The 14811-nt window shown below is 46.6% G+C and carries 16 protein-coding genes; 12 read left to right on the top strand and 4 right to left on the bottom strand.

All coding sequences use genetic code 11. The annotated features are described in order from the left end of the window. The 6 genes from EG028_RS14840 to EG028_RS14865 all read left to right on the top strand — a co-directional run bounded on the left by EG028_RS14840 (window position 1) and on the right by EG028_RS14865 (window position 3791). Window positions 1-489: a hypothetical protein gene (locus EG028_RS14840; protein WP_120517078.1), complete on the top strand. Its 489-nt coding sequence runs from the start codon at window positions 1-3 to the stop codon at window positions 487-489. Continuing rightward, window positions 486-776, top strand: a complete 291-nt coding sequence (locus tag EG028_RS14845; protein WP_120517077.1) for a hypothetical protein — start codon at window positions 486-488, stop codon at window positions 774-776. The genes EG028_RS14840 and EG028_RS14845 overlap by 4 nt, the downstream gene beginning before the upstream one ends. A 231-nt stretch (window positions 777-1007) precedes the next feature. Further along, entirely contained in the window at window positions 1008-1322 is a 315-nt protein-coding gene (locus tag EG028_RS14850) for a hypothetical protein (protein ID WP_120517076.1), read from the top strand. A gap of 214 nt (window positions 1323-1536) precedes the next feature. After that, window positions 1537-1728 carry a hypothetical protein gene (locus tag EG028_RS14855; protein ID WP_120517075.1) on the top strand — a complete coding sequence of 64 codons (192 nt, stop codon included), beginning with the start codon at window positions 1537-1539 and terminating at the stop codon, window positions 1726-1728. 48 nt (window positions 1729-1776) lie between these two features. Continuing rightward, on the top strand, window positions 1777-2685 hold the full coding sequence (locus EG028_RS14860; protein ID WP_120517074.1) for a CHC2 zinc finger domain-containing protein: 909 nt from the start codon (window positions 1777-1779) through the stop codon (window positions 2683-2685). A 209-nt stretch (window positions 2686-2894) separates the two neighbouring features. Then, window positions 2895-3791 carry an ArdC family protein gene (locus EG028_RS14865; protein WP_120517073.1) on the top strand — a complete coding sequence of 299 codons (897 nt, stop codon included), beginning with the start codon at window positions 2895-2897 and terminating at the stop codon, window positions 3789-3791. Between the two features lie 66 nt (window positions 3792-3857). Here the strand turns inward: EG028_RS14865 and EG028_RS14870 are convergent, their stop codons facing one another. The 4 genes from EG028_RS14870 to EG028_RS14885 form a co-directional block, all read right to left on the bottom strand. After that, window positions 3858-4712, bottom strand: coding sequence for an outer membrane beta-barrel protein (locus tag EG028_RS14870; protein ID WP_120517072.1), 855 nt, complete (start codon window positions 4710-4712; stop codon window positions 3858-3860). 336 nt (window positions 4713-5048) lie between these two features. Next, window positions 5049-7658: a MobF family relaxase gene (gene mobF / locus EG028_RS14875; RefSeq protein WP_120517071.1), complete on the bottom strand. Its 2610-nt coding sequence runs from the start codon at window positions 7656-7658 to the stop codon at window positions 5049-5051. 259 nt (window positions 7659-7917) lie between these two features. Next, on the bottom strand, window positions 7918-8847 hold the full coding sequence (locus tag EG028_RS14880; RefSeq protein WP_241559126.1) for a site-specific integrase: 930 nt from the start codon (window positions 8845-8847) through the stop codon (window positions 7918-7920). Between the two features lie 103 nt (window positions 8848-8950). Beyond that, on the bottom strand, window positions 8951-9187 hold the full coding sequence (locus tag EG028_RS14885; RefSeq protein ID WP_120517070.1) for a DUF4224 domain-containing protein: 237 nt from the start codon (window positions 9185-9187) through the stop codon (window positions 8951-8953). Between the two features lie 189 nt (window positions 9188-9376). Here EG028_RS14885 and EG028_RS14890 point away from each other — a divergent pair, with 189 nt between their 5' ends. From EG028_RS14890 to EG028_RS14910, 6 genes are all read left to right on the top strand, one after another. Beyond that, window positions 9377-9718 (top strand): hypothetical protein, encoded by a 342-nt coding sequence (locus EG028_RS14890; RefSeq protein ID WP_123864685.1) that lies wholly within the window; start codon window positions 9377-9379, stop codon window positions 9716-9718. A gap of 31 nt (window positions 9719-9749) precedes the next feature. Then, the gene (locus EG028_RS14895) at window positions 9750-10952 is read left to right on the top strand and encodes a hypothetical protein (protein WP_120517068.1); all 1203 of its coding nucleotides are present in this window, start codon (window positions 9750-9752) and stop codon (window positions 10950-10952) included. A 195-nt stretch (window positions 10953-11147) separates the two neighbouring features. Next, on the top strand, window positions 11148-11300 hold the full coding sequence (locus EG028_RS27695; RefSeq protein ID WP_162946499.1) for a hypothetical protein: 153 nt from the start codon (window positions 11148-11150) through the stop codon (window positions 11298-11300). 260 nt (window positions 11301-11560) lie between these two features. Next, window positions 11561-13399, top strand: a complete 1839-nt coding sequence (locus EG028_RS14900) for a type IV secretory system conjugative DNA transfer family protein (protein WP_120517067.1) — start codon at window positions 11561-11563, stop codon at window positions 13397-13399. 95 nt (window positions 13400-13494) lie between these two features. Beyond that, window positions 13495-13914, top strand: a complete 420-nt coding sequence (locus EG028_RS14905; protein ID WP_120517066.1) for a plasmid mobilization protein — start codon at window positions 13495-13497, stop codon at window positions 13912-13914. Beyond that, on the top strand, window positions 13880-14809 hold the full coding sequence (locus EG028_RS14910) for a relaxase/mobilization nuclease domain-containing protein (RefSeq protein WP_241559125.1): 930 nt from the start codon (window positions 13880-13882) through the stop codon (window positions 14807-14809). Before EG028_RS14905 ends, EG028_RS14910 begins: the two co-directional genes overlap by 35 nt. Window positions 14810-14811 lie beyond the last annotated feature (2 nt).

Here is a 14811-nt window from a genome sequence, read left to right on the forward strand (position 1 = left end):
ATGAACGAAGAACAAAGAGGATGGCTGATGAAAGAAAAAAAAGTTCCACTTCTCGTGTATAAATCATATGAGAAAAACTATCAGTCGGTTCTTGATTTTCATTGGTTGCCGTTTATCGTCGCCAAAGAATATATCAACGACGGCATGACCAAAAAACAATTGGTGAATTTCAAAGAGATCATCAACCTGCATTGGGATCAGGTCGCCGAACTTCTGATGTGTACGGAAAGAATGCTGCACCTGAAAAAGCCGGATAACGTTTTTAACAAAAGCGTTTCGGATCGGTTCGTCGGCCTGATCCGGTTCTACAGCCACCTTTATAATCTATACGGCGACAGGCAGAAAGTGAATGAGCTGATGGTTTCCCCGATCAGGGATGAAGAACTTGAAATCATTCCCATGGGGCTTGTGCCGCATATCACAGGCCGTTCATATCTTTTAGAGTATGTGTTTCATTTTTCAAAACTCAAAAATCCCGGAAAAATATGAGCAAACGCAAGGGCCGGTATTATCCAACGCAAACGAAACTGAAAGAAATCAAGCAAAGTCCCAAAAGGATCATGGAAGAGGCACTTGAGGATTTTCCAATCGCCGAGCTTCACGAAGTGCACTGGATGATGTTCAGCCGTGCGATCCAGCTTCCCGACGAGATGAACGAGGAAAAGATACGTTCTCGTGCCGTGTTCTTTTTCGAACGGGCCTGCGATTTATTTGTCGCGTGTCATGTGCTGGTGAAACGAAGAAGAAGAAAAAGAGAAAAGCAAAACAAGCAATAAAACCAACCTGTCCTCTGTTACAAGTCGATAAAGATTCATTTTACAAATGGAAATCGCGCAAAAGGCGCACCGTTTGCACGGCCCGAATTTCGGGCCGTTTTTATTTAGCCAGGACTCTTCGGAATTTTTTAAGGTCGCATGTTACTTTTTCAGGGAAATGCCGTCTAACTATTAAAGTGCGCGCATAAGGTTTGATTAGAGTGTATTTTATCACGCTTAAAACCCCATTGTATGACACACGTGCCAACCTCCGGCCCATGGCCGCCCGCGCCATACTTCCCGCATTATCGTGACTACAACGCGACAGGTTACAATCCGCTCAAAATCATCAAGGCCATTTTTTCGGATTTTCTTTTGGATGAAATGAGGGAAGACCTTTATCAGATGTTCACCAGCGCGATCCTCAACGATTCCGTTTATTCCGAAAGAAAAGCGCGATCTGGTTTGATTTTCACCTATGAAACGTTGAACGACCTGATACTCGCTTCTCATCGCTTAACGGGCGCAAGACCGGATGAACTTGCTAAAGAGGAAGACGACGAATAAAATACTTTCAACGAGATAAGGATCGAAAACCGACTATGGCGAAGGCCGTATCATTGATACGGCTTTTTTTCATTTACATACGGGATGACATAATTGGTTTCCAAATTTTGTTTTCGTTTGACTTCTCATGGTTGATTCCCGTATCACACCGCCCGAACCCAGAAACCACGACACCGTTTTCAACGACGGTGTCGAATAACAACAGGAGCAATTGATGACATTGAAAAAATGTCCGTATCCGCATGTCTTCAACAGAGAAGAAGCCGGAGACTTTCTTGGCTATTCATTATCCACCATGAACAAGAAGGCCATGGAAAATAAACCGCGCTTTGAAAAGAAGGGAAAGGAATCTTACTACCTTCTCACTGATTTAGAAGAATACGAGAAAGAACAACAGACTTTCTAACGCCCCCCAAATCCTTTTTTACATCGTTGATTTCTTTAGGAGCTACGCATGAACCACATCGCGGAAACGATAACGCTTGCGCAAATTTTAGAAAAACTCGGTCACGCACCTGTCCGCACATCAGGCCACGACCTTTATTACCTGTCGCCGTTGCGTGAAGAAAAGACCGCCAGCTTTCATGTTAATACAGATAAAAACGTCTGGTATGACCACGGGACAGGTGAGGGCGGTGGGATCATCAAGTTTGTCCAGCGTTATCTTCAAACGCAAAACGTCGGGAATGACGAAGGCGATGCGAAACGCTGGATCAAGAACATGTTTGGTTTTGCACCCATCATCAACCCTGTAAAAGATTTGGAAATCCCGAAATACGACAAGAAACTGCATATCACGAGCGAGCAGGACATCGAGCGTCCGGCACTCATTCGTTATCTGGATTCGCGCGGCATTCCGTTGCCGCTGGCTCAGAAATACCTGAAGCAGATCAACGTCTACAACAGGGAGACTAGCAAAAGTATTTATGCACTCGGATTCAAGAACGATAAGGGCGGTCATGAGATTCGAAATAAATACTTCAAAGGCAGCACGTCACCCAAATACATCACCTTCATACGCGGGACTGTTATTAAACCCGAAGAGGTTCACATCTTCGAAGGATGGCCGGATTATCTGACGGCGATCATCTATGATCGGGACGGGCAGAAGTTTAAAGGTGATGCCATCATTCTCAACTCGCTGGCCAATCTTTCAAAGGCCACGGGTTATATCAAAGGCTACGGCTATCGCCACGCCCTTACGTGGATGCATAACGATCAGCCAGGTATCGAGGCCACGGCGAACCTCGACGCATTCTTCAAAACCGAAGAAGACCTGACGCACAGGCCCATGAACGGCATCTATGCGCCGTATAAGGATCTGAATGCGTGGCACACCGTAAAAATCGGCCTCGGCGAATAATCTTTCTTTCTTTTTGACGCAAGCATAAACGCTCACTTTTTGCGGGACGTTGACGGTGGATCACGGAGATTGCCGTCGGCGCTCCCTTGCTTGCGACAACAATTTTCGCCGCGCTTTGCGCTTCCCCGCCCTTCCAAAATTCTTGCCGCACGGTCGCTTTCGCCGGCGTGGCATCCCCGTTCCCGTCAACGCCCACAGAAAGGCACTTCATGACCCATACCGCCGTAACAAATCGCCGCGACATTCACCAGCAAGTCACCGATACAATCATTCAGCAATTGGAGGCGGGCGTTATTCCGTGGCAGCAGCCGTGGAAGGGCGCGGAAAGCCGCATCAAGAAGATGCCGCAGAATGCCACCACCGGTAAGAAATATCGCGGTGCAAATATTTTGCTGTTGTGGACTTCAGCGTTCAATAACGATCATCTTACCGACGAGTGGGGCAGTTTTCTGCAATGGCAACAAAAGAAGGAAGTCGTCCGCAAAGGTGAAAAGGGCACGATGATCGTGTACTTCGACACGATGGAAAAGGAAAAAGATGGGAAAATCGAAAAAATCCCTTTCCTCAAACAATCGTTCGTGTTCAACCGTAGCCAGTTGGCCAGCTACGATGCCGCCACCGAAAACGCCTATCTGCTCAATGAAACCTCGTTAGTTGAGCGTATCGAAAAAGTGGACAGCTTCGTTATGAACACGGCCGCCGTGGAAAACGAAGGGTTTAGCGCCAATTATCTTCATAATGACGATAAAATCGTCATGCCTTTCAAAGAGGCGTTCAATGATACGGCAGGCAGTACCGCAACCGAAGGGTATTATTCGGTTCTGCTGCATGAGTTGACGCACTGGACGGGCAGCCCTAAACGTCTTGACCGAAACTTCGGCAAGAAGTTCGGCGATCATGCCTACGCCACCGAAGAACTGGTCGCCGAGCTGGGCGCGGCGTTTATGTGCGCGGAATTCGGCATCACCGTCCCGGAGAAGGGAAACACCGCCGCCTATATTGACTACTGGCTGAACGTGCTGCGTCAAAACAAACATTGTTTGATGGCCGCAGCATCCGAAGCATCGAAGGCGGTTGACTTCCTGCATGGACTTCAACCAGACTAAAACCGCTACTCGCAAAAACAGCGCCCTTCGGGGCGCTGTTGATTTTTATACGAGTGGAGTCATTTATTATTTGTTTCCTTCACTCTTATCGGGTTTGTTGTTTAGGAAGTTGAAGTTCAATGAGAATCCCATCCAAAGAGTGTTCTGATGATTGTAAGTTTTGGCAAAATCACCAACTCCGTAGTCGGCACCCACAACTAACCCCAATTGGATTTTATACAAATCAAAAACAACACCTCCACCGTATTGAAAGCCGAAACCCGTTTCTGATTGCTTAGCATCAGTAATTGCAGAATTGTTTGAGCTATTATAAGTTAAAGACGTGACGCCAACGGCGCCAATAGGCGCAACAAAAAAAGGCCTACTCTCAGTCAGTCGAAATTTCCAACCAACATATGGCCCTACGTTAAATGAACCATCGACAACGGACGATGATTCATCCCCACGTTTAGGACGAAATTTAAATGGGAGGGTAAGCGCACCCAGAATAACATCATTTCTATATCTATAATAAGCAATGTCAACATTTTCTACCGCCGATTTATCTATCCAAAAAGTTTGGTCATAGTCAATCTTTGATACCCGATGTTCATTGTATTGAATGTCTTTGGTATTTATTGATATTTCTTTCCCATCTTTTACTTCTATTTTTTGTTGATTACCAGGGATATATATCTTAACATACGTTATATCGTCTTTTTTAATCTCTGGTACTTTATCCACAAATCTAAAAAATACGCTTTTGTCTAAAAGTCGCGTATGAGCAAAGTCAATTGTATTATCTTGATTGTTTAAATATATCGGAACCGATTTTTCCGACTTCAATCGATAACCTTTAATGTCGTCAAGTCGTGCTCCATCTTGTGGTTTTGCAGAGGTAAAAGCTAAAACCATTGTAATGATTAATAAAATTTGCTTCATGTTTATTTTTTTGGGTGAATAATGCCTTGTGCCGAAATTGAAGATTGACACGATGATTACCGCAACAGTTGGTCATTTCCAGAAAGTAATGGCAATCGCGTCGGCAACACGAATAGTATTGCTAGTATAGTCGCGCTTGAGCGCTGCTTTGAGGTCATAAAATGAGCTTAAGGGTGAAAGTTGGGGTTTCTGGTAAAGGGTTAAAATTATTACTGTGCGAATACGGTATAGGAACTAGCGATCTCTCTACAATTCATTCCGAAAATATGGAATATTCTGAATATTGATATTGTGGAGCATAAAATTTAACGTAGTCGCGTTAGAATAATTGTTAATTCAATGATAAAGCAAAGATGTATGTGACAGCACCCCTGTCAATTCCATCGCACTCATACGATTACCCGACTGCGAAACCTGCGCCAGTAGGACTTCTTTGTTGTCCGTGTATATGTGTAAACGATCCCGCCCGCGTGAGCAGCTTACGTAGAACTGTTTCAGGGAAGCCGCCGCAGGGCTTTCGGTGTTTTGCGCGATGAATACTTCATCCACGGTGACGCTCTGGCTCGAATAGCTGGTCATGCAGTAGGCGTGCCGCAGATGCCCGAACGTAGCGGGCAAACGGTATTCCGTCGCGCCGTCCGCAGCGCCGGCGGTGATCGTCTCTTTATCCACCCCCAGCACCGTCAACAACTGGCCGTTATTCAGGCTTTGTTTGTTCGCGTCGAACCCGTTGCGTGTGACGGCAACCGCATCACCCACGGACAAGCCGAGCGCGGTTTTTCGGTATACGTCAGCGCCGCGCAGATCGGAAAGCGGCACGTCAACGATTTTTCTTTTTTCATCCATCAACGTCACATGATCGTCGTTCACGCCGAGGACGGAAAGCGTTTGACCGTGGGCGATATCTCGCCAATTCTTATTGAATTGCAGGACGTGTCCAGGATCGTAAAACCGTCCGTCTGCTTTTTCCGCATCCGTGAGGTTAAGGCTGACGAGGCGGTTGACGGCGGTTTCCTGCACGCCGAGTTTTCCCGCGTGGCGGAGGGCACTACGTAGGGCGGCGGTTACGGCTTCTCCTTCCGCATGCGTCGGCGACACGACGAGGGCGGTTTTGCCGGCATTGCGGACGACCATATAATCTTTCGCCAAGCTGCGGTAATTATCGCCGAATGTTTTGATCGCGCCCATCTTGTCGATCTTATCGAACGCGGCGGCAACATCACCCCGCGCCAAATTCTGCACGGCGTCGCGGTATTCATGTGTGCGTTGACGGTGTATTTTTTTGATACGCACGGGTTCAACGCCGGAGGCCACGATCAAACGTAACGAATCCCCCGACGCGACGGCATTATGCTGGAAAATATCGCCGCCCAAAATGAGGCGGGCATTCTGTTTGTGCGCCAGATCGAGTAGGGCGAGCATGTCGTCCAAACCCAATAATGACGCTTCGTCAACCCAAAGCACATTATCTCGCATCCGCCTTTGCAGGTCAGGGGAAACGAGCAGCTTCGCCACCGTTTGAGCGTCCGCGAAATCTTGCCGCAACACGCCCCGCGCAGCCTGTGCAGTCGGCGCAACAATCACCACATCCTTACCCGCCGCTTTGATAAGCGCGACGGTTTCCCGCATCAAGGTCGTTTTGCCAGTACCCGCGCTTCCCAAGATGACGGATAATTGATTGCCCGTCATCAGAACATGGCGCGCCGCCTCGGCTTGTTCGCCCTGTAACGCCATGGCTGGCGGTTCAGCGTATAACGGCGCAAACAAGCCTTTGCCTGCATGGGCAAGGCGGATCATGCGGGTTTCGGACTCCAGCAACGCCGAAGTCGTACAGAGCTGACGGCCTTCGTCTTTCACTGTGAGAATGTCGGCGCGTGATTTAAAGGCGTGATCCACCTGATCCAGCGTAATGTCTGACGCGACCGCAACTTTATACGCCCGCGCCAGAAGGCGGCGATCCTGCACCACCGATTCGCGGGAAAAATGATGGCGTATCGCCTGATCCACGCATTGCGCGGGCGTAGCCGACGATGACGGGCCACCTTCGGCAAAGCGGACAGGCGCGAATCCGTTTTGCAGGCCGTGCGCGGTAATCTGTTTTTTCCAATCGGCCCGTAATGCATCCATCGACAGGCCCGCTTGTTTTTTTGCTCGCGTTTTCGCACCGAGTTTACCTAATGCTTCGGGGTCGGTGATGTTGTGATCGGCGGCGTATTGCTCGATTTCATTTTTTCTTTTCGAGAACAAAGAAATTACGGCAGGAGAAATACTATCCAGTTCAAAGGCATTCTTTGTTGGGCGTATGCGATAGCCTTTTTCTCGGAGGTTGTCAGCGAGTCGTTTGAGGAATCGCGATTCATAGTACGGAAGGTCGCGCATAATCTCGCGGAACTGTACCGCTTTGATTCGCTGTTCAACGGGGTCAAATGTGGCGTTGAAGATGACAATATGTGCGTGGAGAAAGGGATCGGCGGTATGGCCCTGTACGCCGCGCGCGGTTTGGTGGATAAAATCCGCGAAAATGAGTTCGAATGTGGAGCGGTCTTCGTCCTTGCCGTTTTTCCGAACACGGGTTTTCGCGTCCGCTTCCACCTCTTTCATCGTATCGTGAACGGCGGCACGGAAAGCCCGTAAAATGTGATCGTCGCCAGCGAAGGCATGGGCAAGGCTGACGCTTTTGGGACAACAGGCCGTGAGATCGTATGCGGCAGTTCGCACCCTGCTTTTTCGCGGGGTGAGAAGTTTTAAATTTAATGGGTTCAGGTTCTCACAAAGCGCGTCAAAGGCGAACTTTGTGACGGGGCCGTTTATGCCGATACGCTCCGCCAGCCGACCGCTGAACGATCCGCTTTTGTCCTGCTCACTTATATAATAGTCAGCGGTGGAAAGCCCGTTATTATAATAATCTTTCGCACCCACAGACCGAAGTTGCGTCCTTCGGATCATAAAACCTTGCCATAAGTTGTACTATTGAAGAAAATAACTTCTAGTGAAAACAGCCACTTAAAAGCGCGGAACAAGGCAAACAATAGTACAGGAGAGGGGTTTTATTTCCTTGAAATGAAAAAGGATATTGACATTTTTAGTCTGACTTTTAATCAGTAGGTCGTGGGTTCAAGTCCCACCGAACTCACCATTTTTCAATACCTTAAATTCCCTGTTTTATTCGGCCTGTACTATAGAATACCAATTGTACTATTGGATGTTATCTAATGGGGGTTACTCTTTCTGGCTTACGACGATAAACGCGTCCTGTGATTCGACTGTCGGAATGCGAAAGCAGCGCACGGGCTTGCTCTAAGGTGGACGCATCGCTGGCCGCTTTCGCCCGCAGGTCATGCTCAGTGAAGCGTTCTATTACCTTTGTCTCAGCAAGCACCCTTTCCATGAACCTTTGCCACATACTCGCCCATCCCGAAGCCTTACCTGTTTCTTCGCACATGTAGGAATGCCCTCTTTTTGTACAGAATAGCCACGGGGAAATATGAACAGGGCGGGCATCCAACGCAGCCCGTACGGCATTCCGTAATTCAGGTGTCCACAAGTAGATTGTTTGCTTGCCCGTTGTGTTGGCTACTTTGTGCCTTTTAATGGATATACCTTCGTCCAGAAAGTGCTTGGAAGGTTGAAGGCGTAGCATATCTCCTTGTGACATTCCTGTAAGTTGTTTGATCTGAATATATGCTTGAATCACCTTCACACTTCCTTTTTTATACTTTGAGTTCAATGACAGGCATTCATCAATTTCCCAGTCCTCTATGTAGCGTTGACGCGGTTTGCTAGTTGGGAGACGAACTTGTCCTTTAAGGGGATGGCGGTCTATATAGCCCCATTCAATCGCTTTCGTGTAAGCATGAGATAACAATGCAATTTCCCGCCGAGCGAGAATTTTAGCAGTACTGCGATCTATATATTCATAGACATCTTTCGGACGTGGCTCGGTTATGCGCATCTTTCCAAAAATGTGGCGGAGCTTTTTAATGTAATGCACATTTTCTCTTTGTGTGCTGACAGCTTTTGTAGGAACAACCTCAAGCCCATAACGGTCAAGTAGGTCGCTTATGGTTTTTACATTCTCAAAAAGTTCAAGCCGTGTGGCCCAAACTTTATGGGCATCAGAAAGTTTTTTGCCCAATCGGAAAGTCTGAAACCCGTCCCATTTTGATTCCTGCCCTCGCGGAACTTGATAGTAATAAGCACCATGCGTAAATCGCCAACGGGGAGGTAATCCTTTGTTTTCACTTCGGCGAGGTCTTGGCATTGAATATACTCCAATCTGGCTCAGTTCTTCTTATGATTCTATTATTTACGGAATCACCGTCAAGCGTCTTTTCAATGTGGGAGCGGGATACAATCACCGAACCGTCAGGACGTGTTCGATGTTCAATGCCCATAAACCTTAATATCTTTTGTTGCGCTGATTTTTGCTTTCTTTTTGTCAGTCGAATAATTTCGTCATCACTGAGTATCGGCATTCACACACCTCAACAGTTACAATCGGGGAGGGCTGTATAGACCTTTATGGGGGCAGGTTTCAAGCGAAAACAAAAAATGGAAAGCATAGCCTACAGACTACTTCCCGATGGGATCGGCAGACGGTAGTGTTAACTACTTTGGGCTTGATTCAATGAATGTAATATGTTAATTAACGTGACAGGAGAAATGTGATGACGATTATTAAAATATATGGTGCCAGCGGTGAGGTACTAAAGACAATAGACCAGCACTTGGATGCTGAGAACCTCCCTACATATGCAGAGCAAAACAGTGCCGATCGGGTACTTGGCTATCTTGATTGTTTAAAAGATTTGACCGAAGGGTTTGCAGATGTTGTTTTCAGACTTGGTGACCATACTATGCCCGACACAAATCATAAAACCACGAGAAAGGCCATGGAGTTTTTTCGAAAAAATCAAAAGTTCTTAGAGCAATTCAAAAAAATCGCAAATAAACTACCTTCTTCTGATAAACAAGGCGGTGAATCCATCCCCACCCCTCAAGAATGATATTGATTTTTTTGTTATATTCAAAAGAAAAATGAAGGAAACGATAAAAACAATCGTCTACGAGCGTTTCTATAAAAAATTAAGAAAAAAATTCTATAATGAGTTTTTCCCTTCAAATTCCCAAATTCCTGAAGACTCCAAAGATGTTTGGAAAAAAACGTATAAAGATTTAGACACTAATATTGCGAAAAAATTATTCGAAATAAATAATGAATTCCACTTTCATAGAAAATATGATGAAGAGGCTAAGCAGCATTTAGAATACGGATATCCACTTTACCCTATTACGATAAGTAGAAAGCAGTTTTCATTGGCTTTGAAGTATCTATTATTCGGAAGGGTTGAAAAGATCGATGAATTTCCTGAACTGTATTTCGATTTTAAAGCAAATTGGGAACGCAATTATTCCACATTACATGATCTTTTTGTGGAGCAAGAGTTTCCAAATGGTATTGAGGAAAAAAAGGATGAAAAACCTGAAATAGTTACGCTGAGGGATGACGATATTGAAAGTATCTTCTTGAGTGTAGTGTCAAATAATAAGGAGATTTTTTACTCCCCTACAGTCATAAGTATAATTCATAATTTTTTTGAAAGTATAGCTTCCAATAGTTACATAGATTCATGGCATTTATTGCAACCTGACTATCAGTTAAAAAGTCTGTGGAAAGGCGATTTTGAGACTTTCAAACTTTCATTCGCTCATATCCGATCGATTGAAGATATTGAAATCATCAAAATAACTTATGACTTTAAAAGTATTACATGCCAGATCAGATTTGATGAGACGGGCACCATTACTAATCTTAAAGGTATCTATAATAAAATCGCTTCTGATTATTCGTCTGATTTGGTATCGGAAAAAGACATGACAGAAATTGAAAGCTATTTATCCTCAATATTTTCTAAGTACTTTTCGCCAATCTCTAAAAATGAAGAAGGGTTTGATTGGCATGAAAAATACAATGTTCATAGTATCCAATTCGGTGAGTTTCTGGCTCGGCTGGTAATCAATCCCTATTTCCAGATTATTTATTTTTTATCAAATAAGACATATAATAAAAAATGGCAAGAAGTTAGTTCTACTTTCGAGAGAGTACCTTACAATCGTAAGGTCCGGGCAGATATAGAACTATGTTTCATTTACGGGAAGTGGCTAATTTGTAGAATAAACATTTTACCCGCAAGTAGATTCTCGGACCGTGACTATAATCCTCATAGTAAAACAATTTGAAACGACGGCATTACAGTATTTCCTGTAATGCCGTCGTTTTTTCCTGTCATTCCGGGAAAAACTGTTTCGTTGAAACTATTCTATGACCCCTGATATTTGTAATCGTAAAGGGAACGCAATCAAACCGGAGATCGAAGTAGCTATGGTAGGTTTGAAATTTGCCTTCTCAAACACCTAACAATTAATCGATTACGCATGTCAAACACCAACCACGCCGCTGAGGAAGCGGCACGCAAAGCCCGCCGCGAAGCGGAAGAGGCAAAACGCCTTGAACGGCAGACAAGAGAAGCCGCCGAACGCGCCCGCAGGGCCGCAGAAGAAGCACGGCGGCAAGCCAACAAAAGGTAAGAGCGCCTGCTGGCCAATTGAACGCCTTATCTGATTTTTCACACTGTCATAAAAGACCTGCCCAGACCGCGCGGCTGGCTGGTCATGACAGATTCCTATCGGCTGTGTTTGCTGGCCACAGGAAAGCCTTACCTGATCTTTCACACTGTCATAAAAGACTGTCCAGAGCGTACGGCTGGCGGTCATGACAGTTTCCTACTGGCTGCGTTTCGCAGCAAATTTTCCAAGAAACATTTTTCAAGAAATAAAACTAATTCGTCATGCAACATGAACGAGCAAGGGACTTATTTGCCGTAAGCCATGAGCAAATAGTGTCTCTCTTCAAAAAACGTCCGAACCCTGAAGGGTTCACGAAAAAGATCCTCTATCTGGTTGGGATCATCGCCAGCCCCATCACCGTGATCGGCGCTCTGTGGGGCTATGTACGGGCTTACAACAGGTTTGGCCGCGAGGATGACGAATTTCCCACACTCGCCAATCTCAAACCGATAAGCCGCGTCGCCATGATCCTGGGCGCGGTGTTGATATGGTTTCTGCTATTCGGCGCTGTTCTTCTGTTAAGCGCGTTGTTTCGCTTTTTGTTCAGCGAAAGTTTCGCCAGTTCGCCGACGCCTTTTATTATGATCGGCGTAAACTTGATATTGACCTTTCTCGCTTTGTTCCTGTTTAAACGCTGGCAAGCAAATATCTATCATGCCATGCAACACAATAACCGTTTCGGGTCGGCCCGCTGGGCGAACGCGTCGGAATTGTCCGACCTTGCAGGCAAACAAGGGCTTTATATCGGCGGAGAAATCTACGGATACAATAAGCAGGGTCATATTTTTACATGCGGGGGCACCCGTTCGGGAAAATTCGTAAACCTCATTGCGCCGAACCTTTTGGGGTTGAACGGATATAACGGCTCATTCTTTCTCATCGATCCGAAAGGTGAAGCCGCTGCCGTGACAGCCCGGTATCAAAAGGAGAAAGGCAACCGCGTGCTGATCCTCGATCCGTGGAAGCTCAACCCAATGAGCAGTGCCAGTTACAACCCGCTTGACCTTGTTAGTAATCAAACCAATCCCGATCATCTCGTCGATGACATTTCAATCATCGCCGAAATGATCGTGCCGAGGGAAAGAAGCAATGATCCATTCTGGGGCAACCGTGCGCGTGCATTAGTAAGTTTGTTGATCCTTCACCTCGTTACTTCAAAGCCAAAGGCAGAGCATACACTGGGTACAGTTTGGAAATGGCTTCGTTTGCCGGAAAATGAATGGGCCGGTTTACTTTCTGATATGGCCGTGAGCGATAATGAAATCGTCGAAGCCACCGCAAATGAGTTTATCAGCCTGCTGCATTCGGCTGATAAGACCTTCGCTGGGATTCTCGCTTCGGCATCTGATAAAACCGACTTTTTGAAATCGCCCGCATTGCGTGCGTCACTGAACAGTTCCAGTTTTGACATTAACACCCTCAGCGACGGGAAGACATCGCTTTTCGTCATCATACCGCCGGACAAACTTGATAGTCAAAGTCAGTGGTTACGCCTTGTATTCGCCACTTCTTTGCTGGCGGTGGTGCGGAACAGAAACAAAAGAGTAACATTCATTTTAGATGAATGCGCGGCCCTTGGTTTTCTTCCTCAGATAAAGACGGCACTTTCAACATACGCAGGCTACAACATAACTATGAACCTGATTTTTCAAGATTTATCACAGGTCAAATCCATCTACGGCGATGCCTGGGAAACTTTCATATCAAACAGCGCAATCCGCCAGTTTATGGGTGTGCAGGACGAGTTTACATCATCGTATCTTGAAAAACTCATAGGAAATCAAACCATCGTGACGCATGACGGGAAAGGTTCGCCCAACGCCACGGCGCGACCACTGGCGACTGCTGACGAAATCCGGCGCGGGTCTTCCGATAACATTTTCACCTTTATCGAACAACGCCCACCGACATATTTTAAGAAGGCACCGTATTACGAAATGACGGCGTTGTATGGCAGATACGACGACAACCCGTTCTACATACCGACGACGCTCAGTCTACCTAATCCGCTTCCGCCGCCGCCTAAAAACAGTCAGGCAACAGATCAATCATCAATTTAAAAAATGGGTTCCCGCAAGACGTGGTTTGTCAGCACAAACCGTCTTGCAAGGGGGAGGCGTTGCCTTCCCCCTTGACCCCCTCAAAGGAAAAGAATATGCAACAGGAGAATAAAAAAGAACCGAAGAAACGCGTCCTCATTCAACTGCGTACAAACGAGGCCGATAAAAATACACTGATCACGTATGCCAAAGAATCCGGAATGACGATCACGGATTTTGTAAAATCCCGCACGTTGGGTAAAGCGCCGCGCACGAAGATGGCAACGCCGGAACGATTGAGGTTTTTGCAGTTTTTTACCGAAGTAAATCGAATCGGTGTTAATGTGAATCAGATTGCCAAAGCCTTTCACACGGGGCATTTCGGCGAGCTTACCGAAGACGTGATTTTGAAGACCCTTGAAGACCTTCGCGCCGTATCCGCTCAAATTTTAAACCATCTCGATGATAGCGCGGGGCAGACGGCGCGGGAACGGCAGTCAGTTGGCGACTTATCTGCTGAACAAAGCGGACAATGATAACGTCCGTCTGTTTCAGATACGCGGCACCAGCCAGCCGAATGATTTACGTTTGTCCCTGCTGGAAATGTCGCTGACCAGCGAACTCACGAAAAGCGATAAAGGGCTTTACCACGCGCAGATTTGCCCCGCTTACGGCGAAGATAAAAGGATGACGGAGGCGGACTGGTTACGGGCCGTTGAAATCTGGGAAGAAGAAACCGGATTCACCGGACAAAAACGCGCTCTTGTGTTCCATGAAAAGAATGGCCGCATCCATCTGCATTGCGTTTGGGAATGCTATGACCACGAAAGGGGGATCATGAAATCCGATAGTTTTTCACGGCTCGCGCAGGACAGGGCGCGGCAACGAATGGAACGGGAGTTCGACCACCAGAGAACGTCTATACGAAATCCAAACCGTCCGATCATGAAAGAATATCTCACGGAAATATGGCAGCAAACCGCAAGCGCCGACGACTTCATGCGCACCATCGCCGGAAAAGGGTACGTCATCGCATCCGGCACCAGACGGCCCTTTATGGTGGTGGATAAAACGGGGCAATCTTTTGATCTGGTGCGTTATCTCGACGGCATCATAACGAAAGAGGTACGGGAACGCTTTAAGACCGTCAAGCTCCCACGGGAAGCGGTAGCCATTGAAGCGGTACGAAAAAAGGCCCAACGCGCGAAAGCTATTTCAAACGACAACGCAAAAGATGAACAAAACAGAGAGAAGGTATACACGATGCAAGGGCGTTTCCAGCAACAAGCCGACCAGTCGCAGGAACAGTTAAAGAAAGTCGTCGCCGCTATGGACGCGAAAGAAGCGAAGAAAAAAGCCATTCAAGAGAAGATCATGCAAGAGCGGCTGGAACGCGCCAAACGCTTCCGCGAAAACGAACAAGACATGTGATT

This window comes from Chitinophaga barathri, assembly GCF_003807585.1.
Classification (GTDB): Bacteria; Bacteroidota; Bacteroidia; order Chitinophagales; family Chitinophagaceae; genus Chitinophaga; species Chitinophaga barathri.

Bases quoted from the DNA above. Each gene is read 5' to 3' on its own strand.
- EG028_RS14895 (WP_120517068.1), top strand. From the start codon at position 9,750: ATGAAGGAAACGATAAAAACAATCGTCTACGAGCGTTTCTATAAAAAA.
- EG028_RS14845 (WP_120517077.1), top strand. From the start codon at position 486: ATGAGCAAACGCAAGGGCCGGTATTATCCAACGCAAACGAAACTGAAA.
- EG028_RS14865 (WP_120517073.1), top strand. From the start codon at position 2,895: ATGACCCATACCGCCGTAACAAATCGCCGCGACATTCACCAGCAAGTC.
- EG028_RS14840 (WP_120517078.1), top strand. From the start codon at position 1: ATGAACGAAGAACAAAGAGGATGGCTGATGAAAGAAAAAAAAGTTCCA.
- mobF (WP_120517071.1), bottom strand. From the start codon at position 7,658: ATGATCCGAAGGACGCAACTTCGGTCTGTGGGTGCGAAAGATTATTAT.
- EG028_RS14860 (WP_120517074.1), top strand. From the start codon at position 1,777: ATGAACCACATCGCGGAAACGATAACGCTTGCGCAAATTTTAGAAAAA.
- EG028_RS14855 (WP_120517075.1), top strand. From the start codon at position 1,537: ATGACATTGAAAAAATGTCCGTATCCGCATGTCTTCAACAGAGAAGAA.
- EG028_RS14900 (WP_120517067.1), top strand. From the start codon at position 11,561: ATGCAACATGAACGAGCAAGGGACTTATTTGCCGTAAGCCATGAGCAA.
- EG028_RS14905 (WP_120517066.1), top strand. From the start codon at position 13,495: ATGCAACAGGAGAATAAAAAAGAACCGAAGAAACGCGTCCTCATTCAA.
- EG028_RS27695 (WP_162946499.1), top strand. From the start codon at position 11,148: ATGTCAAACACCAACCACGCCGCTGAGGAAGCGGCACGCAAAGCCCGC.
- EG028_RS14850 (WP_120517076.1), top strand. From the start codon at position 1,008: ATGACACACGTGCCAACCTCCGGCCCATGGCCGCCCGCGCCATACTTC.
- EG028_RS14885 (WP_120517070.1), bottom strand. From the start codon at position 9,187: ATGCCGATACTCAGTGATGACGAAATTATTCGACTGACAAAAAGAAAG.
- EG028_RS14870 (WP_120517072.1), bottom strand. From the start codon at position 4,712: ATGAAGCAAATTTTATTAATCATTACAATGGTTTTAGCTTTTACCTCT.